We start from the raw sequence: 26,709 nt of genomic DNA, 5'->3' as shown, positions 1-26,709 counted from the left end.
GCCAGCCTACTGCGCGTGGTGCCGCCGATCGGCCACCTCGGGCGGCCACACGACGGCGAACCGTTCGAGGATGATCTCGTCCTGCTCGCTGAAGCTCTCTCCGCGCGCGGCGCACGTGCGCTCGAAATAGCGTCGGTGCTCGACGCGCCAGCTCTCGAGACTGCGGTCGTCCTCGCCCTCGTCCCAGGCGAACCGCTCGTCGACCTCCGGGAAGGTGGCGACGCGCAGCTCGATCGTGCGAAGGATCGCGCGCGGTGTGCCGTTGCCGTCGCACGCGACCCAGTGGGAGCCGATCTCGGGCAGCGGCTCACCGGCCGCGCGAAACTCGGCGGCGAGCGTCGCGGTCGCCCGCTTGGGACCGTTGATGACGACCTCGAGGAGCTCGTTCGCGAGCTCGAGCGAGTCGCCGAACCGGTCGACGGAGAACGTGTCGGACGTGCGCAGCGCCTGCGGGTGCGCGGCCGCGTACGCGTCCCACATCGCCTGGGCCGCCCGGCGGTCGAACGGGCGCGGAAGCGTCGGGGTCACGTCTGGAGTCTAGATGCCGAGCCGCTGCAGCTGTTCGTCCGTCAGCTCGAGGTCCGCGGCCTTCGCCGAGTCGACGATGCTCTGCGGCCGGCTCGCACCCGGGATCGGGATGACGTTCTCCGCGAGAGCGAGCTCCCACGCGAGCGCGATCTGCTGGGGGCTCACCTCGAGCTCGAGTGCGAGGTCACCGAACGCCTCATGCTCGGTCGCGAGATCACCGGCCTTTCGGATGCCGCCGAGCGGGCTCCACGGCAGGAACGCGAGACCGAGCTCGAGGCACACGTCGAGCTCGCGCCGGCTGTCGAGGTGCGCGGGCGAGAACTGGTTCTGCACCGAGACGAGGTCGTCGCCCAGGATGTCGCGCGCCTCGCGGATCTGCTCCTCGTTCGCGTTCGAGATCCCGGCGTGCACGATGACGCCCTCCGCGACGAGGTCCTTCAACGCCCCGATCGAGTCCGCGTACGGCACGTCCGGGTCCGGCCGGTGGAACTGGTACAGGCCGATCGCGTCCACGCCGAGCCGGTCGGCCGAGCGCCGCGCGGCATCCTTCAGATGAGTGGGGGAGCCGTGCTTCTCCCACGGCCCCGGTTCCTTGTAGACGAGCCCGCCCTTCGTCGCGACGAGCACGTGCGACGTGTCACCGCCGTACGAGCGCAGCGCCTCGGCGATGAGCAGCTCGTTGTGGCCTTGCCCGTCACCCGTCGACGTGTACGCGTCGGCGGTGTCGATGAGCGTCACGCCCGCGTCGAGCGCCGCATGCACTGTCGCTATCGAGGTGTCGTGGTCCTTGCGGCCGGGGATCGACATGGGCATGCCGCCGAGGCCGATCGCGCTGACCGTGAATGATCCGATGCGTCGCGTCTTCATGCTGCGAGACTAGCGCCGCGACGCGCCTCGCGCAGGGGCTTGTCACCGGCGGAAACCGCATGCACGCGCGCCGTAGGATGGAAGCCATGTCCTCAGGCGATTCCTTCTACATCACGACTCCCATCTTCTACGTGAACGACGCCCCGCACATCGGGCACGCGTACACCGAGGTGGCCGCCGACGTGCTGGCGCGCTGGCACCGCCAGGCGGGGGACGACACGTGGATGCTCACGGGAACCGACGAGCACGGTGAGAAGATCCTGCGCACCGCCACCGCGAACGGCGTGAGTCCGAAGCAGTGGGCCGACACGCTCGTCGAGACGAGCTGGCGTCCGCTTCTCGAGACGATCAACGTCGCGAACGACGACTTCATCCGCACGACCGAGCCGCGTCACGAGGAGGCCGTGCAGACCTTCCTGCAGAAGCTCTACGACGACGGCTTCATCTACGCCGGCGAGTACGAGGGCTACTACTGCGTCGGCTGCGAGGAGTACAAGCAGCCCTCCGAGCTCGTCGACGGCACGGGAGCCTACGAGGGGCAGCTTGTCTGCGCCATCCACTCGAAGCCCGTCGAGCTGCTGCAGGAGCGCAACTACTTCTTCCGCATGAGCGACTTCGCCGAGCGCCTCCTCGCCCTGTACGAGGAGCGGCCCGACTTCGTGCAGCCCGAGTCGGCGCGCAACGAGGTCATGCAGTTCGTGCGGCAGGGGCTCTCCGACCTGTCCATCTCCCGCTCGAGCTTCGACTGGGGCGTGAAGGTGCCGTGGGACGACACCCACGTCGTGTACGTGTGGTTCGACGCGCTGCTCAACTACATCACCGCGATCGGCTACGGCCAGGGCGAGGCGAAGTTCGAGCGGCTGTGGCCCGCCGTGCACATCGTCGGAAAGGACATCCTCCGCTTCCACGCCGTGATCTGGCCGGCCATGCTCATGGCCGCCGGGCTCGAGGTTCCGCAGCGCGTGTTCGGACACGGCTGGCTGCTCGTCGGCGGCGAGAAGATGTCGAAGTCGAAGCTCACGGGCATCGCGCCGACCGAGATCACCGACACGTTCGGCTCCGACGCGTTCCGCTACTACTTCATGCGCGCGATCGCGTTCGGGCAGGACGGCTCGTTCAGCTGGGAGGACCTCTCCGCTCGCTACCAGTCCGAGCTCGCGAACGGCTTCGGCAACCTCGCCTCGCGCGTGCTCGCGATGGTGAGCCGCTATTTCGACGGCGTCGTGCCAGCGGCATCCGACTACTCCGATGACGATCGGGCCATTCAGAAGGTCGTGGCGGATGCCGCGGCGGCGGCGGATGCCGCGATCGGCACGCTCGCCGTGCACGACGCGCTCGCGCACATCTGGACGATCGTCGACGAGCTCAACGGGTACATCACCGACCAGGAGCCGTGGGCTCTCGCGAAGGATCCCGCCAATCGCGACCGGCTCGCGACGGTGCTCTACACGGCGACCGAGGGGCTGCGCGCCCTCGCCGTGCTGCTCGCTCCGGTGATCCCGATCGCGACGGATAAGCTGTGGACGGCACTGGGGGCTGCCGACGCTCTCGGCGACCTCGCGAGCCAGCCCATCCGGGACGCGGGTCGCTGGGGCCAGCTTCCCGCCGAGACGAGGGTGCACCCGCTCGAGGCGCTGTTCCCCCGCATCGAAGCCGCGAACGCCTGACCGGAGGAGACATGAGCACCGAGCCTCGCACGACGAAGAAGAGCGGCAGAGATCGCAGCTACCCGCCCGTGCCCGAGAGCCTCGTCGTGCCGGTCTACGACAACCACACGCACCTCGACCCGTCGATAATCGACGACATCGAGGTGGACGGGGAGCCGCTCAGCTATCCCGAGCAGCTCGACCGCGCGTCCGCCGCAGGCGTGCGCGGCATCGTGCAGGTCGGCACCGACGTCGCCTCCTCGATCTGGTCGGCGGAGGCCGCGGCGACCGAGCCGCGCATGGTCGCCGCCGTCGCGATCCACCCGAACGAGACCCCGCGCCTCGACCGTGAGGGGACCCTCGACGACGGCATCGCGACGATCGCGGACCTCGCGACTCGGCCGCGCGTGAGGGCCGTGGGGGAGACGGGACTCGACTACTACCGCACCGACGAGAGCGGCCGCGATGCGCAGATCCGCTCGTTCGAGCAGCACATCGAGATCGCGAAGCAGAACGACATCGCCCTGCAGATCCACGACCGTGACGCCCACGAGGACGTCGTCGCGACCCTCAAGCGCGTCGGAGCGCCCGAGCGCACGGTGTTCCACTGCTTCTCGGGCGACGTGCAGCTCGCCGAGATCTGCACCGAGAACGGCTGGCACATGTCGTTCGCGGGAACCGCGACGTTCAAGAACGCGGGCAACCTGCGTCGCGCCCTCGAGGTGGCGCCGCGCTCGCTCCTGCTCGTCGAGACCGACGCGCCGTTCCTCACCCCCATGCCGTTCCGCGGCCGCCCCAACTCGTCGTACCTGCTTCCGCTCACCGTGCGCTTCATCGCCGAGCACCTCGAGACGGACGTCACGATGCTCGCCGCCCAGATCTCCTCCAACACGGAGTACGTGTACGGGCAGTGGGACAGCGATCCCGTCGCGTCCCAGCGGGACCCGTTCGAGATCGCCGACCGATGAGCGAGGTGCGTCTGCTCGGTCCCGCCGAGATCCGCGATCTCGCCGAGCTGCTCGGCGTGCAGCCGACGAAGAAGCTCGGCCAGAACTTCGTCGTCGACGCGAACACGGTGCGCAAGATCGTCGCGACAGCGCACGTCGCGCCGGGCGACCACGTCATCGAGGTCGGGCCCGGTCTCGGGTCCCTCACCCTCGGCCTGCTCGAGGCCGGCGCGCGCGTGCTCGCCATCGAGATCGACAGACGCCTCGCCGAGCAGCTGCCGAAGACCGTCGAGCTCATGGCGCCCGGCACCGCGCTCACGGTGCTCGCCGAGGACGCGCTCGCCGTGCGCGACCTGCCGGGCGAGCCGAGCCGCCTCGTCGCGAACCTGCCCTACAACGTGTCGGTCCCCGTGCTGCTGCACCTCCTCGAGACCGTGCCGAGCCTGCAGGCCGGCGTCGTCATGGTGCAAGCCGAGGTCGGCTACCGGCTCGCCGCGACTCCCGGTTCGAAGGTGTACGGCAGCCCGAGCGTCAAGGCAGCGTGGTACGGCGCCTGGCGCATCGCCGGCACCGTGAGCCGGCAGGTGTTCTGGCCGGTGCCGAACGTCGACAGCGTGCTCGTCGAGTTCGAGCGGCACGCCGAGCCGTTCGGCAGCGAGGCCGAGCGCGCGCTGACATTCCGGCTCGTGGATGCCGCCTTCGGGCAGCGTCGCAAGATGCTGCGGCAGTCGCTCGGCGCCGTTCTCGGCGGTTCGGCGGCGGCATCCAAGGCTCTCGAGGCGGCGGACGTCGCGCCCACCGCCCGCGGGGAGGCGCTCACGGTCCACGACTTCCGGCGCATCGCCCGTCAGGCGGCGACCGCATGAGCGGGGCGACCTCGGACAGCCGGCGCACGGCGGGAGACGACGCGGTGCGCGCCGCGACCGGTCGCGGCAGGGACGAGTGGCATGCGATTCTCGACGAGGCGGGCGCTCGCGCGTGGGATCATCCGACGATCGCCGCGTACCTCGTCGCCGAGCACGGCGTCGGCGACTGGTGGGCGCAGGGCGTCACCGTCGGCTTCGAGCAGCACATCGGCCGCCGGCTGCCCGGTCAGCGCGCCGACGGCAGCTTCGAGGGCAGCGTCAGCCGCGGCCTCGGCGTCGGCACGGCCGACGGGCTCGATGCGCTCCTCGACGCGGTGCGCTCCGCGACCGGTTGCGAAGCGGCATCCGTCAACCCGACCGCGAAGAACCCCTCCGTGCGCTGGAAGCTGCCCGACGGGCGCACCCTGCAGGGCATGGTCAGTCCCCTCGGCGAGGATCGCTGCCGCGTGGTGCTGACGATGGCGAAGCTCGCGAGCGCCGACGAGCTCGAGCAGGCGAAGCGGCAGATGAAGCAGTGGCTGCCCGGCTCGTGACGATGCTCCCACGCGACCTCGACTAGGTTGGATGCATGACCGATCTGCGCGCAGCCCCGCACGTTCACGTGCGCGCGCCGGGCAAGATCAACGTCTACATGAACGTGGGCGAGCGCACCGCCGACGGCTACCACGACGTCGCCACGGCATACCAGGCGGTGTCCCTGTTCGAGGACGTGCGCGCCTACCCCGCCGACGAGATCAGCGTCGCGTTCGGCGGCCCCGTCGACACGAGCGAGCTCCCGCTCGACCGTCACAACCTGGCCGTGAAGGCCGCGCGGCTGCTCGCGAAGAAGACCGGCTACACGGGCGGCGTGCACTTGCACATCGACAAGCACGTGCCGATCGCGGGCGGCATGGGCGGCGGGTCGGCGGATGCCGCCGGCGCCCTGCTCGCGTGCGACGCGCTGTGGCAGACGGGCCTCGCGCGCGACGAGCTCCTGCGGCTCGCCGCGCGGCTCGGCGCCGACGTGCCGTTCTCCCTCGCCGGCGGAACCGCGGTCGGAACCGGCAGGGGCGACCAGCTGAGCCCCGCTCTCGCGCAAGGCGTCTTCCACTGGGTGCTCGTCGTCGCGGACTTCGGCATGTCGACGCCGCAGGTCTACGGCGAACTCGACGCGCACAGGGAACGGCACGCCGCCGACATCGCTCCCGTGCAGTCCTCGCCCGTCGTCGACGCGGGGGTGCTGCAGGCGCTGCGCGCCGGCGACGCGGAGATGCTCGCCGAGGCCGTGCACAACGACCTGCAGGTCGCTGCGCTGCACATCCGGCCCGAGCTCACCGCGACGCTCGAGCAGGGCGAACGATTCGGCGCCCTCGCCGGCATCGTCTCGGGTTCCGGCCCGACCGTCGCGTTGCTCGCCGCGGACGCCGACGCAGCGCTCGAGCTGCAAGTGAGCCTCGCGGCATCCGGTCTCGACGCTCGCCACGTCACGGGCCCCGTCGCCGGCGCGCGGGTGATGGGCGACTGATGGCGCACTTGCTCGGTGCGGAGAACCTGCACCTCGAATTCCCCACGCGCGTGATCTTCGACGCCGTCACGATCGGCATCGACGAGGGCGACCGCATCGGCATCGTCGGCCGCAACGGCGACGGCAAGTCGACGCTGCTCGGCCTGCTCGCCGGGCGGCTGGAGCCGGACAGCGGCCGCGTGACGCATCGCCGCGGGATCACGATCGGCGTGCTCGACCAGCGCGACGTGCTCGACGACGACGCGACCGTCGCGGGCGCGATCGTCGGCGAGATGGCCGAGCACGAATGGGCGGGCGACGCGCGCATCCGCGACGTCATCGCGGGACTCGTGTCCGACATCCCCTGGCAGGGCAGGATCGGCTCGCTCTCGGGCGGGCAGCGCCGGCGCGTCGCGCTCGCGGCCCTGCTCGTCGGCGATTGGGACGTGCTGTTCCTCGACGAGCCGACCAACCACCTCGACGTTGAGGGAATCGCCTGGCTCGCCGACCACCTCAAGCGGCGCTGGTCGCCCGGCAGCGGCGGGCTCGTCGTCGTCACGCACGACCGCTGGTTCCTCGACGAGATCTGCACAGCGACGTGGGAGGTGCACGACCGCATCGTCGAGCCGTTCGAGGGCGGCTACGCCGCCTACATCCTGCAGCGCGTCGAACGCGACCGCATGGCCGCCGTCGCGGAGCAGAAGCGGCAGAACCTCGCCCGCAAGGAGCTCGCGTGGCTGCGGCGCGGAGCGCCGGCGCGCACCGCGAAGCCCAAGTTCCGCATCGACGCGGCGAATGAGCTCATCGCTGACGTGCCCGAGATCCGCGACCCCGTCGAGCTGCAGTCGCTCGCCGTCTCACGCCTCGGCAAGGACGTCGTCGACCTGCTCGAGGCGGGAGTGAGCTACGGCGACAAGGTCGTGCTGCGCGACATCGAGTGGCGCATCGCGCCGGGCGAGCGCACGGGCATCCTCGGCGTCAACGGGGCGGGCAAGTCGACCCTGCTCGGCCTCATCGACGGCTCCGTCGCACCGAGCACAGGTCGCGTGAAGCACGGCAAGACGGTGAAGGTCGCGACGCTCACGCAGCGACTCGACGAGCTCGAAGAGCACCTCGACGACCCCGTGCGCATCGTCATCGGGCGGCTCCGCACGACGTACACGATCGGCTCCGGCTCGAAAGCGACCGAGCTCACGCCGGGGCAGCTGCTCGAGCGGCTCGGCTTCTCGTCCGCGCAGCTCTCCACGCCCGTGCGTGATCTCTCCGGCGGGCAGAAGCGCCGCCTGCAGCTCCTGCTGATCCTGCTCGAGCAGCCGAACGTGCTGATCCTCGACGAGCCCACGAACGACCTCGACACCGACATGCTCGCCGCCATCGAGGACCTGCTCGACTCGTGGCCGGGCACGCTCCTCGTCGTGAGCCACGACCGATACCTCATCGAACGCGTCACCGACCAGCAGTTCGCGATCCTCGACACGCACCTGCGGCACCTGCCGGGCGGCGTCGACGAGTACCTGCGGCTGCGAAAGAGTCAGATGGCGGATGCTGCGACGCAGCCATCCGCGCCCGCCGCGTCGGCGGCATCCGTCTCCACCGCCCTCACGGGAGCGGAGCGGCGGGCCGCCGAGAAGGAGCTGTCGGCCATCGATCGGAAGATCACCAAGCTCGGCACGCAGATCGCCGGCACCCACGAGAAGCTCGCGGCGCACGACCAGAGCGACTACGAGGGGCTCGGCGTGCTCAGCGGGCAGCTGCGGGAGCAGGAGAACGAGCTCAGCGAGCTCGAGACGCGGTGGCTCGAGCTCTCGGAGCAGCTGGAGACGTAGCGGTGCTGCGGAAGCCCCGCAGGCGGAGGCTGTTGCCGACGACGAACACGCTCGAGAACGCCATCGCCGCCCCCGCGAGCATCGGGTTGAGCATGCCGAGCGCGGCGATCGGGATCGCCGCCACGTTGTAGGCGAAGGCCCAGAACAGGTTCGTCTTGATCGTGCCGAGCGTCTTGCGCGACAGCCGGATCGCGTCGACGGCGCCGCGGAGATCGCCGCGCACGAGCGTGATGTCGGCTGCCTCGATCGCGACGTCGGTTCCGGTTCCCATCGCCAGGCCCAAGTCGGCCTGCGCGAGCGCCGGTGCATCGTTGACGCCGTCGCCGACCATGGCGACGACCTTGCCCTCGCGCTGCAGTCGGGCAATGACATCGACCTTGTCCTTCGGCAGGACTTCGGCGTAGACGCGCTCGATGCCCACGTCGCGAGCGATCTGCCGGGCGACCGCTTCGTTGTCGCCGGTGAGGAGCACGGGGGCGAGCCCCATCCGCTTCAGCTGCGCGACGGCCTCGGCGCTCGTGGGCTTGACGGTGTCGGCGACGACGAGGATGCCTCGAGCCCGACCGTCACAGCCCGCGGCCACGACCGTCTTGCCCTCGCTCTCGGCGCTCGTCTTCGCCGCGGCGAGCTCGGGGGAGAGCGCCTGCGACCAGGCGGCGAGGAGCGACTCGCGGCCGACGATGACCGCTGAGCCCTCGACGACGCCCTGCACTCCCGTGCCCGCGACGTTGGCGAACTCGTCGGGAGCAGGCAGCGGGCCCACCTCCTGGGCCGCCGCCCTCGCGATCGCCTGCGCGATCGGGTGCTCGGAAGCGTTCTCAAGGGCACCCGCGAGGCGCAGCAGCTCGGCGCGGTCGACACCCGGTTCGGTGATCACGTCGACGAGGGCAATCGTCCCCGTCGTCACGGTGCCCGTCTTGTCGAGCACGACAGTGTCGACCGTGCGGGTCGACTCGAGCACCTCGGGTCCCTTGATGAGGATTCCCATCTGCGCGCCGCGCCCCGTTCCGACAAGAAGCGCCGTGGGCGTCGCGAGTCCCAATGCGCACGGGCACGCGATCACGAGCACGGCGACGGCGGCGGTGAACGCGGCGGCGACCGGGAAGCCGGCCACGAGCCATGTGCCGAGCGTGACGAACGCGATGACGATGACGATCGGCACGAAGACACCGGAGATCCGATCGGCCAGGCGCTGGACTTCGGCCTTGCCGGTCTGCGCGTCTTCGACGAGCTTCGCCATCTGCGCGAGCTGCGTGTCGGCTCCGACGCGCGCGGCTCGAACGACGAGCCGCCCTCCCGAATTCACGGTGGCGCCCGTGACCGTGTCGCCGGCGGCCACTTCGACGGGAACCGATTCGCCGGTGAGCATCGACATGTCCACCGCCGACGTGCCCGATACGACGACGCCGTCCGTCGCGATCTTCTCACCCGGGCGCACGATGAACTCGTCGCCCACGCGCAGCTCCGCCGTGGGAATGGTGACTTCGACGCCGTTTCGCAGCACCGATACGTTCTTCGCGCCGAGCTCGAGGAGGGCGCGCAGCGCGGCGCCGGCTCGGCGCTTGGAGCGCTTCTCGAAGTAGCGGCCGGCGAGGATGAACATCGTCACTCCTGCGCCGACCTCGAGGTAGATGTTGCCGGCACCCTCGGACGGCGCGATCGTGAACTCGAACGGGTGGGTCATGCCCGGTACGCCCGCCGTGCCGAAGAACAGCGCGTAGAGCGACCACAAGAACGCCGCGGAGGTGCCCATGGAAATGAGCGTGTCCATTGTGGCCGTGCCGTGCCTGAGGTTCGTCCACGCCGCTCTGTGGAACGGCCACGCGGCCCACACGATCACGGGAGCGGCCAGGGTGAGCGAGGCCCACTGCCAGTAGGTGAACTGCAGCGCCGGGATCATCGCCATCGCGATGACCGGAATTGTTAGCGCTATCGAACCGGCGAGCCGGTGTCGCAGAGCAGTCAGCTCAGGATCCTCGGTCTCTGCAACCGTCGACGTGGGACCTGCTGCAGGCGGCTGGGGGAGCGCCGCGGTGTAGCCGGTCTTCTCGACTTCGGCGACAAGGAGCGCGGGGTCGTAGCCGGCCGGCACGGAGACCTTCGCCTTCTCCGTCGCATAGTTCACGGTCGCCGACACGCCGTCGAGCTTGTTGAGCTTTCTCTCGATGCGGTTCGCGCACGAGGCGCAGGTCATCCCGCCGATCTCAAGCTCGATGTCGGGTCCGCCCGAAGGCGGCGCTGATGTGCTCATTCTCGTCCTTCTCAGTCAGCACTCTAGCGACGGGCAAGCGCCGTGCGCTCTAAACGCGAACCGCGGAGTAGCCGGCCTCTTCCACCGCCGCGAGAACCGTCGCGTCGTCGAGTTCGCTCGACGCTGTGACGACGAGCGAGCCGGATTCCGCGCTCACGCTGATGTCCTCCACGCCGGCGATCTCGCTGACCTCCTCGCGAACCGACATCTCGCAGTGCGCGCAGGTCATTCCGGTCACTCGGTACTCGTTCGTCGTCATTCTCACTCCTTGCTTTATACCCCAGGGGGGTATCGTCGTCTGGTTCAACCGTATACCCCGCGCGGGCATTCCTGCAAGGACGGCCCCGCCGGCGTTGCTCACAGACCATCACGGTTTGGCAACGACAGCGCCCGAAGTCTCGCTCAGGGGCGAAAACAGCTCTTCCCAGATGAGGGTGTAGGTCGGCCGGGAGCGTCGGTCCGCAAATAGACGTCGAGGTCTCCCGACGACGGAGGTTCCTACGCCATCCGTCCGAAAGACCTCGACGTGTCCGACGCTACCCCGCCGGCCGGCTTCGGCCGCCCTGACCTGACCGCCTTCGCGTCTCATCCCAGTCGACCCTGATCGAGTCTGCTGACCCCCTCGACGAGAACGCAGCGACATCACAGCCACCCAACCCCGACCGTCCGGGAAGCCGGGACACGTCACATGACCTGTGCTGCGGGCGTGTCGAGTGGGTCGTCCAGGGGCGACGCAGGAGCGTCGACGCGACGTGCTGAGAGGTGGTTCCAGTCGAGCGCTAGGACACCGGCTACAGGCATGGCGATAGGTCAGGAACGGCGTCGCTCCCTGCGCAGGAGGGAGCGCAGAGTCTCGGCGTTCGCGTAGCCGACCCGTAGCGCGATCTCGGCGGAGGTGAAGTCCGTGGTTGCTGAGAGGTGCCGAGCCCGTTCGATGCGAAGCCGTTGGACGAAGCCGAGCGGAGTGAGGTTGAGCGCCGCACGGACTCGTCGTTCGAGGGTGCGCCGGCTGGTGCCGAGCGACTGCGCGACGGAGGCGACGTTGAACGGTTCGTCCAGGCGGGCGCGCACGAAGCGTTCGAACTCGACGACGATCGGGTCCTCGTGCCGGAGATGTTCGTAGGCGACGAAGGCCGCCTGCGACGGACGCTCGTCGATGATGAGGAGCTTGGCGACATGTTGGGCCAGGTCGGGGCTGATCGATCGCACGAGTGAGAGCGCGAGGTCGATGTGGGCGAACGCGGCGCCGGCGGTGACGAGGTTCCCGTCGACCACGACCATGGTGTCGAGATCGAGGGCGACGGTCGGATAGCGCTTCAGGAACTCCGGCCCCAGGAACCAGCTGGTCGTCGCCCTCCGATGATGCATCCGTCCGGTCTCGGCGACAGCGAACACGCCGGTGCACGCCGCGGCGATCCGGGTGGTCGCCTCGTCGAGGCGCCCGAGCGAGGCGATGACCGAACGAGCATCTCGGCTCTGGAGGACGTCGTTGGTGGCGGCGGCCGTAAGGGTTCCAAGCGCAGGGACGACGACCACGTCGAACTCTCCGGACTCCGACAGCGGGTGGTCCACCGACAGGGTCATCGATGCCGTCGTGGTCACTCGCCGTTTCGGTCCGAGGATGGCGAGTTCGATCGGGTCGATCCGCGGGTCGACATCGCCGCGGGCTCCGTCGGCCACCCGCACGATGTCGATGATCGACGCGATAGCCGAACCGAAGCAGCCGTCGATCGCGATCAGTCCGATACGCATGACGTAAACAATAGCAATACTGCCGTATACGCCACTCCCCACCGGCCCTCGCTCGTCATACGCTGAACTCGTCCCACGAAGAACCCCGACGTCAAGGAGAGTCCCTCATGCCCACACCCGCATCACTCCCGTATGCCTTCGTCGCCAAGATCGTCGCGGCCGATGGACAGCACGACGCGGTCGCCGATCTGCTCGCCGGCGCTGTCGCACTCGCCAACGAAGAAGTAGGAACGATTGTCTGGTTCGCGGTCAGGACCCACGCCGACACCTTCTGGATCTTCGATGCATTCCCCGACGAAGCCGCTCGCGACGCCCACGCCAACGGCGCCATCGTCGCAGCCCTGATGGCCAACCAGCACCTCCTCGACGCAGCACCCGAGATCCTGGCGGCCGACGTCCTCGCGTCCAAGCTCCCGTAGTCCGCCAACGCACGAGACGATCGCGCCCCGCCGAGCCGTCGCCAGGTCGCGACGCAACGCCACGTTGCGTTGCCGAGCGGTGCGAGGCCTATCGGCACACGGACAGGATGCCGGCCGCGAGCGCTCAGCCGGCGAGGGGTCCGTCGCAGAGGAGAGCGACGTCGGTGTCGGGCAGAGCCGTGAGGCCAGCGCATCGCGCGACCACCAGAACGGTTCGCCGGAGCCGCCTGTCGGAATCGAACCGACGACCTAGTCACTTCGGCTTTGCGTCTATCGCTTGATGCGCCCACTGGGCGAACGAGCCGCTGACCTGCGCAAACGCCGAGCGTGGAGGACGCCGCCATCCGGTGGTGACCGACGACGACCGACCAGTACCGACCGTTTCACCGGAGCTTGCGGCGGTGTCGAAGCCGAGCAAGCTCCATTCTTTTAGCTCACCGCGCCCTCCTCCTCGCCGGTCCCGTCGTCGGCGAAGATGTTTCAGGGGTCTTCTCAGATGAGGGTGTAGGTCGGCCGGGCGCGTCGGTCCGCAGATAGACGTCGAGGTCTCCCGACGACGGAGGTTCCCACGCCATCCATCCGAAAGACCTCGACGTGTCCGACGCTACCCCGCCGGCCGGCTTCGGCCGCCCTGACCTGACCGCCTTCGCTCGACTCGACGGCCTCGGTCTGAGCGTGACCGGACAACGACTTGAGCCGGATCGTGCGGTCCTCGCGTGCCGCGTGGTGGAACCAGATCAGTGGTGCCGACGGTGCGGCAGCGAAGGCGCTGCTCGTGACACCGTGATCCGGCGGTTGGCCCACGAGCCGCTGGGCTGGCGACCGACCGTGCTGGAAGTTGTAGTGCGCCGCTACCGCTGTGCCGACTGCGGACACGTGTGGCGCCAAGACACCAGCGCCGCGGCGGAGCCACGCGCGCAGCTCTCGCGCACCGGGCTGCGGTGGGCGCTGGAAGGGATCGTGGTCGCACACCTCACCGTCGCACGTGTCGCCGAGGGACTCGGGGTCGCGTGGGACACCGCCAACAACGCGGTCCTGGCTGAAGGCAAGCGGCTGCTGATCAACGACCCCACGCGGTTCGAGGGCGTGAAGGTCATTGGCGTCGATGAGCACGTCTGGCGCCACACCAGGCGTGGCGACAAGTACGTGACCGTGATCATCGACCTCACCCCGGTCCGCGATGGCGCCGGCCCAGCAAGGCTGCTGGACATGGTCGAGGGCCGGTCGAAGGCGGCGTTCAAGACCTGGCTCGCCGACCGCGACGACGCCTTCCGTGACGCGGTCGAGGTGGTCGCGATGGACGGGTTCACCGGGTTCAAGACCGCCGCTGCAGAGGAGATCCCGGACGCGGTCACGGTGATGGATCCCTTCCACGTCGTGCGCCTGGCCGGTGACGCCCTCGACAGGTGCCGGCGCCGGGTCCAACTCGCGATCCACGGGCACCGTGGGTTCAGGGACGACCCGCTCTACAAGTCGCGGCGCACGCTGCACACCGGCGCGGACCTGCTCACCGACAAGCAGAGCGACAGGCTACGCGCGCTGTTCGTTGATGACGCTCACGTCGAGGTCGAGGCGACCTGGGGTGTCTACCAGCGCATGATCGCCGCCTATCGCCACGAGGACCGGCAACGTGGCCGCGAGCTCATGGAGAAGCTGATCACCGACCTCAGCGCCGGCGTCCCCAAGGTGCTCACCGAGCTCACCACCCTGGGCCGGACCCTGAAGAAGCGAGCCGCTGACGTGCTCGCCTACTTCGAACGACCCGGCACCAGCAACGGGCCGACCGAGGCGCTCAACGGACGGCTCGAACACCTGCGCGGCTCCGCACTCGGGTTCCGCAACCTGACCAACTACATCGCCCGAAGCCTGCTCGAGACCGGCGGCTTCAGACCCCAACTCCTACACCCCCGATTGGGATGAGCCGCGAAAACCGCGCCGCCGATGCGGGGACGACGCCGAAAATCTGGCAGACTTCCGGGAGAGCATGAGGCCGCTGCGTCCACCCGGCGGACGGCCCCGCCACCCCGAGCGGAGGTCGCGTGACCCCTGCGTTCCTCGCCGAGGTCTGCGCTCTGACCCGTGGGGTGCCTCGCGGTCTTGCGAGATCGCGTACCCGATCCATTCAAAGGAGAACTACAGCATGACGACCACAAGGGTGATGGCGGGCCTCGCGCTCGCCGCCGCGAGCGCGCTCGCCCTCGCCGGATGCGCCAGCGGCGATTCCGGTGACTCAGGCAGCGCGGACGGAGGGAAGCAGAAGCTCTCGATCGGCATCAGCCAGCTCGTGCAGCACCCCGCGCTCGACGCGGCGACCGAAGGCTTCAAGAAGGCGTTCATCGACGCCGGCTACGTCGACGGTGACACCGTGAACTTCGACGTGCAGAACGCGAACGGCGAGCAGTCGACCGCCGTCACGATCGCGCAGAGCTTCGCGTCCCAGGATCTCGACATGGTGCTCGCCGTCGCGACACCCGCCGCCCAAGCCGCGGCCCAGGCGATCACCAACATCCCGGTTCTGTTCACCGCCGTTACCGACGCCGAATCGGCAGAGCTCGTCGACTCGAACGAGAAGCCGGGCGGAAACATCACGGGCACGAGCGACGCCGCGCCCATCGGCGACCAACTCGACCTCCTGCAGCAGATCGTTCCCGACGCGAAGGTCGTCGGCATCGTCTACAGCTCTGGTGAGGTGAACTCCGAGGTGCAGGTGAAGGCGGCGGAGGCCGCGGCCGACGAGCGTGGCATGACCATCAAGTCGCAGACAGTCACGACGGCGAACGACATCGCGCAGGCCGCGGCAGCGCTCGGCGACGTCGACGCCATCTACGTGCCGACGGACAACACTGTCGTCTCGGGCATCTCCGCCCTCGTGCAGTACGCCGAGGGAAAGCAGATCCCGATCATCGGAGCGGAAGCGGGAACCGTCGAGGGCGGCGCTATCGCGACGCTCGGCATCGACTACGAGAAGCTCGGCCACCAGACCGGCGAGATGGCGCTCAAGATCCTCGAGAACGACGGGGACCCGGCAACGATGCCCGTCGAGGTCTCAAAGGAGTTCTCGTACGTCGTGAACCCGGGAGCAGCCGAGCGCATGGGCGTCACGATTCCCGAGGACATCCTCGACAAGGCCGAAACGGTCGAATAGACCAACGCAGTTAGGACCCCCATGATCGGCGCACTCGAGCTCGGGCTCATCTACGGTGTGATGGCGCTCGGCGTGTACCTCACGTTCCGCGTTCTCAACTTTCCCGACCTCACGGTCGACGGAAGCTTCACGACCGGAGCCGCCGTCGCGGCGGCGCTGATCACGAACGGACACAACCCCGTCCTCGCCACCCTCGCCGGTGGCGGGGCGGGGCTCGTGGCGGGAGCCATCACGGGCCTGCTGCACACCAAGGGCCGAATCGACGGCCTTCTGGCGGGAATCCTCACCATGATCGCTCTCTGGTCGGTCAACCTCCGCATCATGGGAACAGCGAAAGAGGGAGCGTCGGTAGCGGCGAACCTTCCCCTGCTGCGTGCCGACACCGTCTTCACTCCGCTCAAGGACGCGCATGTGCTCGGTACGTGGCCGAGCATCGGCATCCTCTTCGTCGCCGTCATGGTGTTCAAGCTCATCGTGGACTGGTTTCTCTCCACGAACCTCGGTCTCGCCATCCAGGCGACCGGCGACAACGGACCCATGATCCGCAGCTTCGGAGTCTCGACGGACGGCACGACGATTCTCACGCTCGCGCTGTCGAACGGTCTCGTCGCGCTCTGCGGCGCTTTCGTCGCGCAGTATCAGGGATTCGCCGACATCAGCATGGGCATCGGCCTCATCCTCGTCGGCCTCGCCTCAGTCATCCTCGGTCAAGCGGTGCTGGGGCAGCGATTCATCTGGATCGCGAGCTTCGCGGTCGTCTTCGGCGCGGTGCTCTACCGTCTCATCATCTTCTTCGCCATGCGCGTGGGACTCGACCCCAACGACATGAAGCTCGTCACGGCCGTGCTCGTCGTGCTCGCGCTGCTGCTGCCGCGGTGGGGGTTCCTCAAGCGCGTGCCGTCATTGCGGGGCCGCGGCGGGCGCGTGCCACCTCGCGAACCCGCTCCTGAACGGGAAGACGTGGCGGCGGATGCCGGAACCGCTGAGCTCTCTGGGGCCGCAGAATCATCGACGAACGAGGGAAGGTAGCCCATGCTCGCGATCGACTCCATCTCCAAGACCTTCTTCCCGGGAACGCTCAACGAGCGCCGCGCGCTCGTTGAGCTGAGCCTTCGGCTCGACGAAGGAGACTTCGTCACCGTGATCGGCTCGAACGGCGCCGGCAAGTCGACGCTCCTCAACGCGATCTCCGGGCGCTACACCGTTGACTCCGGCTCGATCGAGATCGACGGCAAGCGGGTCAACCGGCTCAAGGAATTCCAGCGTGCCAAGTTCATCGGCCGCGTGTTCCAGGACCCCATGGCGGGCACCGCCCCGAACCTCACGATCGAACAGAACCTGGCCCTCGCGCTCCGCCGCGGTCGCACTCGCGGCCTCGGGTTCGCGCTCACCGCAAAGCAGCGCGAGCGCTTCCGCGACGAACTCGCCTCCCTTGAGCTCGGTCTCGAGAACCGGCTCCCGGCGAAGGTCGGCCTGCTCTCCGGCGGCCAGCGACAGGCGCTGTCGCTCTTGATGGCCGGGTTCACCCGGCCGCGCATCCTGCTGCTCGATGAGCACACGGCCGCGCTCGACCCGCAGCGCGCCGCCCTCGTCGCGGACCTCACTCAGCGCATCGTCACGCAGGGCCGGCTCACGACACTCATGGTCACTCACAACATGGAGCAGGCGATCAAGCTCGGCAACCGGCTCGTCATGATGCACGAGGGCCGCATCGTCTTCGAGGCGTCGGAAGTCCAGAAGCGAACGCTCACCGTTCCGCGACTCCTCGAGGAGTTCTCGAAGATCAAGGGCGCCGCCCTCGACGATCGGACCCTGCTGACCTGAACGGGTGGCGGTAGAGAACCTCTACTCGACGCCGTAAATGCGCTTCGTCAGCGCCTGGACGTCGCGGTCCAATGAGTCGATCTTGTCGTGCACGCGACCGAATTCGGCGCGCATCTCTGCACGAAGGCCGCCGATCTCGGCGCGAATGACTCGCAGGAACATCGTCGACATCAGTGTGAGCACGCCGAACAGCGCAGCGGCGAACACGCCGATGAGCGTCCACACCTGAGGTTCGGTCATCTCGATCACATCCCCATACTCGCTCGCCACCAGTGAGAATGCCACCTCACGTGGTGCGGCGAGCAGATCCGCCGAATGGCCGGGGAGAACCGACCCCGCCCTCAGATTGTGGACGGCGAATGACCTGCGTCTGCCGACGACGAAGGCTCCGCGGATCACATCCGCGGAGCCTTCGAGGGTCAGCTGTGTCAGCTCACAGAGGACGAATGTTCTCGGCCTGCAGGCCCTTCGGGCCCTGCGCGACCTCGTACTCGACCTGCTGGTTCTCGTTGAGCGTGCGGTAGCCGCTCGTAGCGATCGCCGAGTAGTGAGCGAAGACGTCGGACGAGCCGTCGGCCGGAGTGATGAAGCCGAAGCCCTTTTCGGCGTTAAACCACTTGACGGTGCCGGTTGCCATGGGTGTTACTCCTTGAGTTGTGCGGGCCCCGACTGTCGGGACGCGCTAAGTGCCGCGTTTCTGTCCGCTCCCTCAAGAGCATCAACCGTCACCCTTCGACGGGCGATGCGCAAAAAATCACTGCGTCCACAACTACTGCGGGACTCAACCTAGCGGAGCGGGGGCCGAAATTCGAGAGTTGTAACAAATCCGTCATCAGAAAGTGTCTCCGTGGCGCCATTCGGGCAGATTTCGGTCTGTTACGGCGCCGTTTTCGTGTTCGCAGGTCGCGACCTAACGTTGAGGGGCACCCCTGGAGAAGAAGGAATACCCGTGTCCAAGAAGAAGATCCTCGCAGCGCTCGCCGCTCTGCCCCTCGTCGCCGCACTCGCCGCGTGCTCAGGCCAAGCCGCATCGGACGATGCGGAGAAGGGCAGCGCCGACAACCCCGTCAAGATCGGTGTCATCGGTGCGAGCGACCCCGAGTGGGACATCTACAAGAAGGCCGCGGCGGACGAGGGCATCTCGGTCGACATCATCGACTTCTCCGACTACGCGCAGCCGAACCCCGCGCTGAGCGAGGGCGACATCGACATCAACCAGTTCCAGCACATCATCTACCTGGCACAGTACAACGAGGCTTCAAACGATGACCTCACGCCGATCGGAGCCACGGCGATCTACCCGCTCGGACTGTACTCGACGAAGTACGACTCGGTCGCCGACATCCCCAAGGGTTCGGAGGTAGCCGTTCCCAACGACGAGTCGAACCAGGCGCGCGGACTCCTCGTGCTGCAGTCCGCCGGTCTCATCACTCTGAAGGACGGCGGAAGCGTCTTCTCCACCGTGTCTGACGTCGACGAAGCGAAGTCCAAGGTCAAGGTCACGGCACTCGAGGCGAGCCTCACGCCTACGTCGCTCCCTGATCTCGCCGCCGCGATCATCAACAACGACTTCATCGAAGACGCCGGCCTGAAGGCCTCCGACGCTCTCGCGCAGGACGACCCGAACGACCCGAACGCGGTTCCGTACATCAACATCTTCGTCACCCGCGCGGCTGACAAGGACAACGAGGTGTACAACAAGCTCGTCGACATCTACCAGAGCAACCAGGACGTGCTCGACGCCGTCCAGGAGAAGTCCGGCGGCACCGCCGTGTTCGTCAAGACGCCCGCCGCTGACCTCCAGTCGTCCCTCGACGACGTGGTCGCCGACATCAAGGCGAAGGGCTGAGCACCTAAACTCTCCCCATACTGCAACGTCGCGTGTCCGGCGGGTGAACTCCACCCGCCGGATTCGCTGTGAAACCCGAAGGACACATCGTGCCGATCGTCAGCCTCAAGGATGTGACGAAGTCATATCCCTCTCCATCAGACAAGGGGCAGCTCATTCATGCCATCGACGGCGTCAGCCTCGACATCGAAGCGGGCGAAGTGTTCGGCATCATCGGCTATTCGGGCGCAGGGAAATCAACGCTCGTGCGGCTCATCAATGCGCTTGAGCCGGTCACGAGCGGACACGTGATCGTCGACGGCACCGACATCACGACTCTCGCCGAAAGCGAGCTGCGTAAGCTGCGCCTCGAGATCGGCATGATCTTTCAGCAGTTCAACCTCTTCAATTCCAAGACCGTCGCGAAGAACATCGCGTACCCGCTCGTCGTCGCCGGAGTCGGGAAGGCAGAGCGCAAACGCCGCGTCGCGGAGCTCCTCGACTTCGTCGGCCTCGCCGACAAGGGACGCAGCTACCCCGACCAGCTCTCGGGCGGTCAGAAGCAGCGCGTGGGCATTGCGCGCGCGCTCGCGTCGTCGCCGCGCATCCTCCTCGCCGACGAGGCCACGAGTGCCCTTGACCCTGAGACGACGCACGAAGTTCTGGGCCTGCTCGACCGGGTGAACCGTGAACTCGGCGTCACGATCGTCGTCATCACACACGAAATGGACGTCATCCAGTCCATCGCGACACGCGTCGCCGTGATGGAGAAGGGGCGCATCATCGAACAGGGCGACGTGTTCGACGTCTTCTCACAACCGCAGCATGCGGCATCCCGTCGTTTCGTGTCGACGGTCGTGAAGGGAGTTCCGGATGCCGCCGAAGTCGCGGCTCTGCGGGAGCGCCATCCTGGCCGCATCGTCACGTTCTCGTTCCGCGATGGCCATCGCTCGCAGGGCGACGTCTTCCTCGAACTCGCCCGCGCCGGCGTCGGCTTCGAACTCGTCTATGGCGGAATCAACGACATTCGCGGTCGCGCGTTCGGCCACCTGACGCTCGCGCTCACGGGCGATGACGACTCAATCGAGGCAGCCCTGCGCCGGATCGGCGAGGCGATCGACGTGGTGGAGGCCGCCTGATGGACCGGTTGATCGAGCTGCTGCCCAACCTTCTCGAAGAGACGGGCGCGACGCTATACCTCGTCGCGTTCAGCCTCCTGTTCGGCGGCGCCGGAGGCCTCATTCTCGGCCTCGCGCTCTACGTCACCCGCCGCGGCGGCATCTACGCCAACTCGGCGGTGTTCACCATCCTCAACGTCATCGTCAACTTCTTCCGCCCGATCCCGTTCATCATCTTCATTCCCGCGATACAGCCGCTCGTGCGCCTTGTGATCGGCAAGGGAATCGGAAACGATGCGATGATCATGGCGATCTCCCTCGCCGCCATCTTCGGCGTCAGCCGAATCGTCGAGCAGAACCTCGTCACCGTCTCGCCCGGCGTCATCGAGGCATCGCGCGCGGCGGGAGCAAGCAGACTGCGGACGATCTGGTCCGTCGTGCTTCCCGAGGCGCTCGGCCCGCTCATCCTCGGCTACACCTTCGTGTTCGTCGCCATCGTCGAGATGTCGGCCCTCGCCGGGTACCTCGGCGGCGGCGGGCTCGGAACCTTCGCCATCCAGTGGGGCTACCGCCAGTTCGAGCCCGTCGTCACCTGGGCCGCCGTCATCGTGATCGTCATCATCGTGCAGATCGTGCAGTTCGTCGGCAACTGGCTGGCGCGGAAAGTGCTGCGCCGCTGAGGCGACCGGCTCAGACCTCGTCGAAGCCGAGGATGAGCTTGCGCAGGAGGCCCGCGAGCTTCGTCTGCTCCGCGGGGGAGAGCACGGCGAGCAGCTCCGCCTCAGCGTCGACGAGCCGCGTGATGGCGGCATCCACTTGAGCCAGCCCCGTCGCGGTCATAACCACGAGGATGCCGCGACCGTCATTCGGGTCCGTACGGCGCTCGACGAGCCCCCGAGTCACGAGCCGGTCGATGCGATTCGTCATCGTCCCGCTTGAGACGAGCGTCTGCAGCAGCAGCTGCTTGGGACTGAGCGTGAACGGTTCCCCCGCGCGCCGAAGGGCCGACAGCACGTCGAACTCCCACGACTCGAGCTTCGAACGCGTGAACGCGTTGCGACGCGCGAGCTCGAGGTGACGGGAGAGCCGGCCGACGCGGGAGAGCACCTGAAGAGGCGAGAACGTGAGGTCGGGGCGCTCGCGCTCCCACGCGTGGACGATGCGGTCCACCTCGTCATCCTGCTCGGGCATTCCTCCATTATCGTGGGTCGAGTGCGGCGGGCGCACAGCGTGACATCTGGCAGACTGGAACCTGCGCGTTTTTCACGACGCGTGGTCCGCCTTGGTGTAATGGCAGCACGACAGCCTTTGGAGCTGTTAAGTCCAGGTTCGAGTCCTGGAGGCGGAGCATGAGCGATAACAGGCTGGCCGTCGTCATTCTCGCCGCAGGACAGGGGACGCGCATGAAGTCCTCGTTGCCGAAGCTGCTCCATCCTCTCGGGGGAGTGCCGATGATCGGCCACGTTCTCGCCACCGCTCGAGCGCTCGACGCCGCGCACGTGATCACGGTCGTGCGACACGAACGTGACCGCCTCGTCGACGTGATCGAGGCGGAGCTGCCGCAGAGCGAGATCGTCGACCAGGACGAGGTCCCCGGCACCGGCCGCGCTGTCGAGCAGGCTGTGGACGCGCTTCCCGGCGACTTCGACGGCGATGTTCTCGTCGTCAACGGCGACGTTCCGCTTCTCGACTCGGGCACCCTCTCCCAGCTCATCGAGCGGCACAGAGAGAAGGCCGCTGCCGCGACACTGCTGTCGGCGGTTCTCGAGGACGCGCACGGCTACGGCCGCATAGTGCGCCAAGCCGACGGTCTGCTCGACCGCATCGTCGAGCAGAAGGATGCCGCCGACGCCGAACTCGCGATCACCGAGATCAACGCAGGCGTCTACCTGTTCACCCGCCAGGCCCTGCGTGACCAGCTTCCGAAGCTCACCACGGCCAACGCGCAGGGCGAGAAGTACATCACCGACGTGATCGGCCTGCTCCGCGCCGACGACGCACACGTGGCCGCAATCCCCGTCTCGCAGCCGTGGGTCGTGGAAGGCGTCAACGACCGCGTGCAGCTGAGCGTCGCGGCGGCCCGTCTGAACAGCCTCATCGTGCAGGGCTGGCAGCGGGAGGGCGTTACCGTTCAGGACCCGGCGACGACGTGGATCGATGTGAAGGCGCGGCTCGCCCCGGACGTCACGATCAAGCCCGGCACACAGATCCTCGGCGCGAGTGTCATCGAATCCGGCGCAGAGATCGGTCCCGACACGACCCTCGTGGACTGCGAAGTCGGCGAGCACGCTGTCGTGAAGCGCACCGACGCCACTCTCGCGGTGATCGGCGCAAGCGCCTCCGTCGGCCCCTTCTCCTACTTGCGCCCCGGAACCTACCTCGGCGAGGACGGCAAGATCGGTACGTTCGTCGAGACGAAGAACGCGCGAATCGGCGCGGGATCGAAGGTTCCGCACCTGTCGTACGTCGGCGACGCCGAGATCGGCATCCAGTCGAATATCGGCGCCGGAACGATCTTCGCCAACTACGACGGCGTCAACAAGCACGCCTCGACGATCGGCTCGCACGTGCGGACCGGCTCGCACAACGTGTTTGTTGCGCCGATTACAATTGGTGACGGCGCATACACGGGCGCCGGAACAGTGGTGCGGAAGAACATTCCTGCGGGTGCCCTTGGCATCAGCGTCGCACCGCAGCGGAACATGGACGGCTGGGTCAAGGCCAACCGTCCGGGCTCAGCGGCCGCCGACGCAGCGGACGCGGCGGCGCCGGCAGAGTAACGATGCACGTCGAAACAACGACAGAAAGCAGGGGTTGTGTCCGGTATTAAGATCTCGGGGCAGAAGCGGCTCGTCCTCGTATCCGGGCGCGCGCACCCGGAGCTCGCACAGCAGATCGCCGATGAGCTGGGCTCGGAACTTGTCCCGACGGATGCCAGGACCTTCGCGAACGGCGAGATCTACGCGCGATTCGACGAGAGCGTGCGCGGCTGCGACGCCTTCGTCATCCAGTCGCACTCGACGCCGATCAACGAGTGGCTCATGGAGCAGCTCATCATGGTCGACGCGCTCAAGCGGGCCTCCGCGAAGCGCATCACTGTCGTCGCGCCGTTCTACCCCTACGCGCGTCAGGACAAGAAGGGCCGCGGCCGCGAGCCGATCTCGGCCCGCCTCGTCGCCGACCTGTTCAAGGTCGCCGGCGCCGACCGGATCATGTCCGTCGACCTGCACGCCGCGCAGATCCAGGGCTTCTTCGACGGGCCGGTCGACCACTTGTTCGCGATGCCTGTTCTGCTCGAGTACTTCAAGAAGCGCCTCGACCCCGCGAACCTCACTGTCGTGTCGCCCGATATGGGGCGCGTGCGCGTCGCCGACAACTGGAGCGACAAGCTAGGCGCGCCTCTCGCGATCATCCACAAGCGCCGCGACCCGCTCGTGCCGAACCAGGTGTCGGTGCACGAGATCGTAGGTGATGTGAAGGGCCGCGTGTGCCTGCTCGTTGACGACCTCATCGACACGGGACGCACGATCGTCAAAGCCGCTGAAGCGCTCAAGGCGAACGGCGCGACCGGCGTCGTGGTCGCGGCAACTCACGCCGTGTTCAGCGACCCCGCCGTCGAGCTGCTGCAGTCGTCGTCGATCGACAAGGTCGTCGTCACCGACACCCTGCCGCTGCCCGAGGAGAAGCGGTTCGAGAAGCTCGAGATCCTCTCGATCGCGCCGCTTCTCGCCCGAGCCATCAATCAGGTCTTCGAAGACGGCTCGGTCACGAGCCTGTTCGACGGCGCCGCGTAACGCCGCGCCCACGCAAGGAGGCCATGGCAGCGGGGCTGCCATGGCCTCCTTCTTGCGCGCGTACCGACTCAGCCGTTCGGCTCTTGCGTGTCGTGGCCGCTCAGCGGATACTCTGAGATCTCTTGCGCCTGCTCGCTGACGAACTCGTCGTCCACGTCGAGCCCGGCCTCCCGGAACCGCTCCCGGAGCTTGTACTCGATCTCTGCCGCGTTCGCTCCTGCCATGTCGAGGCGCTCTTGCGTCACGATCCCGCTGATCTTGTCATCGTCGCTCGCCTCATGCATGTCCATGATGGGCTCGTCTTGGACGCCGTTGTGAACGGCGCGCTCCTGGTTGTCCGTCATGTCTCCTCCACCTGTCGAACCTCCCACCATTCTTCGACACGCGCGAGCGTGGGCCAATGGGTTGCGTGCACGTGGGGGAGCGCGTAGTGCGCAGCCGGAGGTCAAAGACACTATACAGAACGTTGTTCAGTATTGTGAATACTCGGTAGGCTAGGGAGAACAACCGATGCAGAGGAGCGGATCTGCCCAATGGAACAGCTGAAAGTCGCCGTTGCGACGCCGCTGAGTGAAGAACTGTGCAACCTGATCGAAGAGCGAGAACCGCGCGTGACGCTCCTACGTGATCAGTCACTCCTCCCGCCCATGCGGCATCCTGCCGACTTCTCCGGTGACCCATCATTCTCGCGCACTCCCGAGCAGCAGGCCCGCTTTGAGGAGCTTCTCGACGGCGCCGACGCCCTGTACGGGATCCCGGACGTGAGCCCAGCAGCACTCAAACGGACAGTCGAGCGCAACCGAGGGTTGCGATGGGTGCAGGTCATGGCGGCCGGTGGCGGCGGACAGGTCAAGGCGGCGGAGCTTGACTCCGAGTCGCTCGCTCGGGTTGCGTTCACGACCTCGGCCGGAGTGCACGGCGGTCCCCTCGCCGAGTTTGCGCTGTTTGGGCTTCTCGCAGGCGCGAAGACGCTGCCGCGACTGCAGCAGCAGCAGCGCGCTCATGAGTGGAGTGGGCGATGGGAAATGGCGCAACTCGCTGAGCAGACAGTTCTGGTTCTCGGGCTGGGTGGAATCGGAATGGAAGTTGCTCGGCTCTTGAAGGCATTTGGTGCTACGGTGATCGGCACAGCCCGGCATGAGCGAGCGGTCGATAACGTCGATGAGTTCGTCCACCCCGACGATGTCGTGTCTGTCGCCTCCCGGGTCGACGCGGTCGTTGTCGCATTGCCCGGTACGTCGGCGACGGAGAAGCTCGTCGGCGAGGAGTTCCTCGCCGCGGCGAAGCGAGGGCTCGTTGTCGCCAATGTCGGTCGGGGTGCGGTCATCGATGAAGATGCGCTCCTTCGAGCGCTTGACAACGACACGGTCGCCTTCGCGGCGCTTGACGTCGTCGCGGTTGAGCCGCTCGCGACTGAGAGCCCGCTCTGGGATCACCCCCGCGTCCTGCTCAGCCCCCACACGGCAGCGCTCAACGTTGCGGAGGACCGGCGCATCGCCGAACTCTTCGTCGAGAACGCGACGCGCTTCCTCGACGGCAAGCCCCTGCTCAATCGTGTCGATACGGTGGACTTCTACTGAGGGGAGGGGGGTGCGTGGCAACTGAACCGTCGGCCGACAAGGCGCCCGCTGTGGCCCGTGCGGTACGGATCCTCGACCTCCTTGGCAATGCGCAAGGCGATCCGCTCTCGCTGACGGTCATCGCCCGAGAACTGGGTGCTGCGAAATCATCCACACTCAACGTCTGCGCTGCTCTTGAAGACGGGGGCCTGATACGGCGAACGGAGGCGGGATACGTGCTCGGGCGTCGGGTGCTCGAGCTCGGGGGAGCCTTTCTTCACTCCTTCGATCCTGTACTCGAGTTCTATCGCGCCTGCGCTGAATCAGATGTGCTGCGCCACGAGCGCTGCCAGCTGGCCGTGCTAGAGGGTACGCACGTGCTCTACCTCGCGACCCACGTCGGACGAGCACCGTTCCGACTCTCTGCGGGAATCGGCTCTCGCTATCCCGCGTCGATCACGGCAGTCGGCAACGCTCTGCTCGCGGCGCTTCCCGACGTAGAGATCGAGCGTCGCTTCGCGTCTCCGGAGTCGCGCCCGGCCTTCACGGAACGGTCGACGACGTCGCTTGAGGGGCTGCGCCAGAAGCTAGCCGACACAAGAGAGCGCGGCTACAGCCTCGATCACGGCGAGGTGTATCCCGGACTCGCCGGATTCGCGATCGTCGTCCCTCCGCAATCAAGCGGAGAGGTCCCCATCGCTCTCGGTGCGTCGGTTCTGGAAGCAGAACTCTCCGAGGAAGTGCTGGAGCGACTCCTTGATGCTTTGGCTGAGGTTGGACGCCGCATGTCCAACCCGCTGAATCTCGCCCCCGAGGTGCAAATGCACGATCACGCAGCACGTGATTGAGTTCAACA

At 67.4% G+C, this 26,709-nt stretch carries 27 protein-coding genes and 1 tRNA gene; 19 read left to right on the top strand and 9 right to left on the bottom strand.

Going from position 1 to position 26,709, the window contains the following annotated elements:
• Window positions 1-6: 6 nt before the first annotated feature.
• Entirely contained in the window at window positions 7-528 is a 522-nt protein-coding gene (locus tag BLV49_RS00740) for an ASCH domain-containing protein (RefSeq protein ID WP_434061444.1), read from the bottom strand.
• 9 nt (window positions 529-537) lie between these two features.
• Window positions 538-1,395: an aldo/keto reductase gene (locus BLV49_RS00735; protein ID WP_091178868.1), complete on the bottom strand. Its 858-nt coding sequence runs from the start codon at window positions 1,393-1,395 to the stop codon at window positions 538-540.
• Between the two features lie 86 nt (window positions 1,396-1,481).
• Between BLV49_RS00735 and metG the strand changes: the two genes are divergently transcribed.
• The 6 genes from metG to BLV49_RS00705 are packed head-to-tail and all read left to right on the top strand — an operon-like array spanning window position 1,482 to window position 8,163.
• Window positions 1,482-3,062 carry a methionine--tRNA ligase gene (gene metG / locus BLV49_RS00730; RefSeq protein ID WP_091178866.1) on the top strand — a complete coding sequence of 527 codons (1,581 nt, stop codon included), beginning with the start codon at window positions 1,482-1,484 and terminating at the stop codon, window positions 3,060-3,062.
• A gap of 11 nt (window positions 3,063-3,073) precedes the next feature.
• Window positions 3,074-4,009, top strand: a complete 936-nt coding sequence (locus BLV49_RS00725) for a TatD family hydrolase (RefSeq protein ID WP_091178864.1) — start codon at window positions 3,074-3,076, stop codon at window positions 4,007-4,009.
• Window positions 4,006-4,854, top strand: a complete 849-nt coding sequence (gene rsmA, locus BLV49_RS00720; protein ID WP_091178862.1) for a 16S rRNA (adenine(1518)-N(6)/adenine(1519)-N(6))-dimethyltransferase RsmA — start codon at window positions 4,006-4,008, stop codon at window positions 4,852-4,854. Before BLV49_RS00725 ends, rsmA begins: the two co-directional genes overlap by 4 nt.
• The gene (locus BLV49_RS00715; RefSeq protein WP_091178860.1) at window positions 4,851-5,387 is read left to right on the top strand and encodes a hypothetical protein; all 537 of its coding nucleotides are present in this window, start codon (window positions 4,851-4,853) and stop codon (window positions 5,385-5,387) included. Before rsmA ends, BLV49_RS00715 begins: the two co-directional genes overlap by 4 nt.
• Before the next feature lie 35 nt (window positions 5,388-5,422).
• Window positions 5,423-6,358: a 4-(cytidine 5'-diphospho)-2-C-methyl-D-erythritol kinase gene (locus BLV49_RS00710; RefSeq protein ID WP_091178858.1), complete on the top strand. Its 936-nt coding sequence runs from the start codon at window positions 5,423-5,425 to the stop codon at window positions 6,356-6,358.
• Window positions 6,358-8,163 (top strand): ABC-F family ATP-binding cassette domain-containing protein, encoded by a 1,806-nt coding sequence (locus tag BLV49_RS00705; protein ID WP_091178856.1) that lies wholly within the window; start codon window positions 6,358-6,360, stop codon window positions 8,161-8,163. Before BLV49_RS00710 ends, BLV49_RS00705 begins: the two co-directional genes overlap by 1 nt.
• Here BLV49_RS00705 and BLV49_RS00700 read toward each other — a convergent pair.
• The 3 genes from BLV49_RS00700 to BLV49_RS00685 form a co-directional block, all read right to left on the bottom strand.
• On the bottom strand, window positions 8,111-10,414 hold the full coding sequence (locus BLV49_RS00700; protein WP_091178853.1) for a heavy metal translocating P-type ATPase: 2,304 nt from the start codon (window positions 10,412-10,414) through the stop codon (window positions 8,111-8,113). The two genes, BLV49_RS00705 and BLV49_RS00700, sit on opposite strands and share 53 nt — an antisense overlap.
• Window positions 10,415-10,463: 49 nt before the next feature.
• Window positions 10,464-10,673, bottom strand: a complete 210-nt coding sequence (locus tag BLV49_RS00695; RefSeq protein ID WP_091178851.1) for a heavy-metal-associated domain-containing protein — start codon at window positions 10,671-10,673, stop codon at window positions 10,464-10,466.
• Between the two features lie 551 nt (window positions 10,674-11,224).
• Window positions 11,225-12,166, bottom strand: coding sequence for a GlxA family transcriptional regulator (locus tag BLV49_RS00685; RefSeq protein ID WP_091178849.1), 942 nt, complete (start codon window positions 12,164-12,166; stop codon window positions 11,225-11,227).
• Window positions 12,167-12,273: 107 nt separating this feature from the next.
• On the opposite strand from BLV49_RS00685, the gene BLV49_RS00680 reads away from it, so the two are divergent.
• The 5 genes from BLV49_RS00680 to BLV49_RS00660 all read left to right on the top strand — a co-directional run bounded on the left by BLV49_RS00680 (window position 12,274) and on the right by BLV49_RS00660 (window position 17,554).
• Window positions 12,274-12,585, top strand: a complete 312-nt coding sequence (locus BLV49_RS00680; protein ID WP_091178847.1) for a putative quinol monooxygenase — start codon at window positions 12,274-12,276, stop codon at window positions 12,583-12,585.
• Window positions 12,586-13,179: 594 nt separating this feature from the next.
• Window positions 13,180-14,505 carry an ISL3-like element ISPfr2 family transposase gene (locus BLV49_RS00675; RefSeq protein WP_091178846.1) on the top strand — a complete coding sequence of 442 codons (1,326 nt, stop codon included), beginning with the start codon at window positions 13,180-13,182 and terminating at the stop codon, window positions 14,503-14,505.
• Window positions 14,506-14,725: 220 nt separating this feature from the next.
• Window positions 14,726-15,730 (top strand): ABC transporter substrate-binding protein, encoded by a 1,005-nt coding sequence (locus tag BLV49_RS00670; protein ID WP_091178843.1) that lies wholly within the window; start codon window positions 14,726-14,728, stop codon window positions 15,728-15,730.
• A gap of 21 nt (window positions 15,731-15,751) precedes the next feature.
• Complete coding sequence (locus BLV49_RS00665; protein ID WP_091178840.1) at window positions 15,752-16,759, top strand: ABC transporter permease; 1,008 nt, start codon at window positions 15,752-15,754, stop codon at window positions 16,757-16,759.
• 3 nt (window positions 16,760-16,762) lie between these two features.
• Entirely contained in the window at window positions 16,763-17,554 is a 792-nt protein-coding gene (locus BLV49_RS00660; protein WP_091178838.1) for an ABC transporter ATP-binding protein, read from the top strand.
• A gap of 21 nt (window positions 17,555-17,575) precedes the next feature.
• On the opposite strand, the gene BLV49_RS00655 is transcribed toward BLV49_RS00660, so the two are convergent.
• Both BLV49_RS00655 and BLV49_RS00650 read right to left on the bottom strand, forming a co-directional pair.
• Window positions 17,576-17,794: a hypothetical protein gene (locus tag BLV49_RS00655; protein WP_091186529.1), complete on the bottom strand. Its 219-nt coding sequence runs from the start codon at window positions 17,792-17,794 to the stop codon at window positions 17,576-17,578.
• A 193-nt stretch (window positions 17,795-17,987) separates the two neighbouring features.
• Complete coding sequence (locus tag BLV49_RS00650; RefSeq protein WP_091178836.1) at window positions 17,988-18,191, bottom strand: cold-shock protein; 204 nt, start codon at window positions 18,189-18,191, stop codon at window positions 17,988-17,990.
• Window positions 18,192-18,503: 312 nt separating this feature from the next.
• On the opposite strand from BLV49_RS00650, the gene BLV49_RS00645 reads away from it, so the two are divergent.
• From BLV49_RS00645 to BLV49_RS00635, 3 genes are all read left to right on the top strand, one after another.
• The gene (locus BLV49_RS00645) at window positions 18,504-19,403 is read left to right on the top strand and encodes a MetQ/NlpA family ABC transporter substrate-binding protein (RefSeq protein ID WP_091178835.1); all 900 of its coding nucleotides are present in this window, start codon (window positions 18,504-18,506) and stop codon (window positions 19,401-19,403) included.
• A gap of 89 nt (window positions 19,404-19,492) precedes the next feature.
• Window positions 19,493-20,521, top strand: a complete 1,029-nt coding sequence (locus BLV49_RS00640; protein ID WP_176980677.1) for a methionine ABC transporter ATP-binding protein — start codon at window positions 19,493-19,495, stop codon at window positions 20,519-20,521.
• Entirely contained in the window at window positions 20,521-21,180 is a 660-nt protein-coding gene (locus tag BLV49_RS00635; RefSeq protein ID WP_091178833.1) for an ABC transporter permease subunit, read from the top strand. Before BLV49_RS00640 ends, BLV49_RS00635 begins: the two co-directional genes overlap by 1 nt.
• Before the next feature lie 10 nt (window positions 21,181-21,190).
• Here BLV49_RS00635 and BLV49_RS00630 read toward each other — a convergent pair whose 3' ends face one another.
• Complete coding sequence (locus BLV49_RS00630; RefSeq protein ID WP_091178832.1) at window positions 21,191-21,691, bottom strand: MarR family winged helix-turn-helix transcriptional regulator; 501 nt, start codon at window positions 21,689-21,691, stop codon at window positions 21,191-21,193.
• Window positions 21,692-21,776: 85 nt separating this feature from the next.
• On the opposite strand from BLV49_RS00630, the gene BLV49_RS00625 reads away from it, so the two are divergent.
• From BLV49_RS00625 to BLV49_RS00615, 3 genes are all read left to right on the top strand, one after another.
• Window positions 21,777-21,848, top strand: a tRNA-Gln gene (locus BLV49_RS00625).
• A 1-nt stretch (window position 21,849) separates the two neighbouring features.
• Entirely contained in the window at window positions 21,850-23,280 is a 1,431-nt protein-coding gene (gene glmU / locus BLV49_RS00620) for a bifunctional UDP-N-acetylglucosamine diphosphorylase/glucosamine-1-phosphate N-acetyltransferase GlmU (protein WP_091178830.1), read from the top strand.
• Between the two features lie 36 nt (window positions 23,281-23,316).
• Complete coding sequence (locus BLV49_RS00615; protein WP_091178828.1) at window positions 23,317-24,294, top strand: ribose-phosphate diphosphokinase; 978 nt, start codon at window positions 23,317-23,319, stop codon at window positions 24,292-24,294.
• A 68-nt stretch (window positions 24,295-24,362) separates the two neighbouring features.
• Here the strand turns inward: BLV49_RS00615 and BLV49_RS00610 are convergent, their stop codons facing one another.
• Complete coding sequence (locus BLV49_RS00610; RefSeq protein WP_091178827.1) at window positions 24,363-24,638, bottom strand: hypothetical protein; 276 nt, start codon at window positions 24,636-24,638, stop codon at window positions 24,363-24,365.
• Between the two features lie 189 nt (window positions 24,639-24,827).
• Between BLV49_RS00610 and BLV49_RS00605 the strand changes: the two genes are divergently transcribed.
• Both BLV49_RS00605 and BLV49_RS00600 read left to right on the top strand, forming a co-directional pair.
• Entirely contained in the window at window positions 24,828-25,874 is a 1,047-nt protein-coding gene (locus BLV49_RS00605; protein ID WP_091178825.1) for a D-2-hydroxyacid dehydrogenase, read from the top strand.
• 14 nt (window positions 25,875-25,888) lie between these two features.
• Window positions 25,889-26,701, top strand: coding sequence for an IclR family transcriptional regulator (locus BLV49_RS00600; RefSeq protein WP_218132575.1), 813 nt, complete (start codon window positions 25,889-25,891; stop codon window positions 26,699-26,701).
• The last annotated feature ends 8 nt before the right edge of the window (window positions 26,702-26,709 follow it).

Origin of the sequence: Paramicrobacterium humi (genome assembly GCF_900105715.1) — a bacterium.
Lineage (GTDB): Bacteria > Actinomycetota > Actinomycetes > Actinomycetales > Microbacteriaceae > Paramicrobacterium > Paramicrobacterium humi.
The sequence above is the reverse complement of the archived record's forward strand: the minus strand, read 5'-3'. Positions and strand labels throughout refer to the sequence as shown.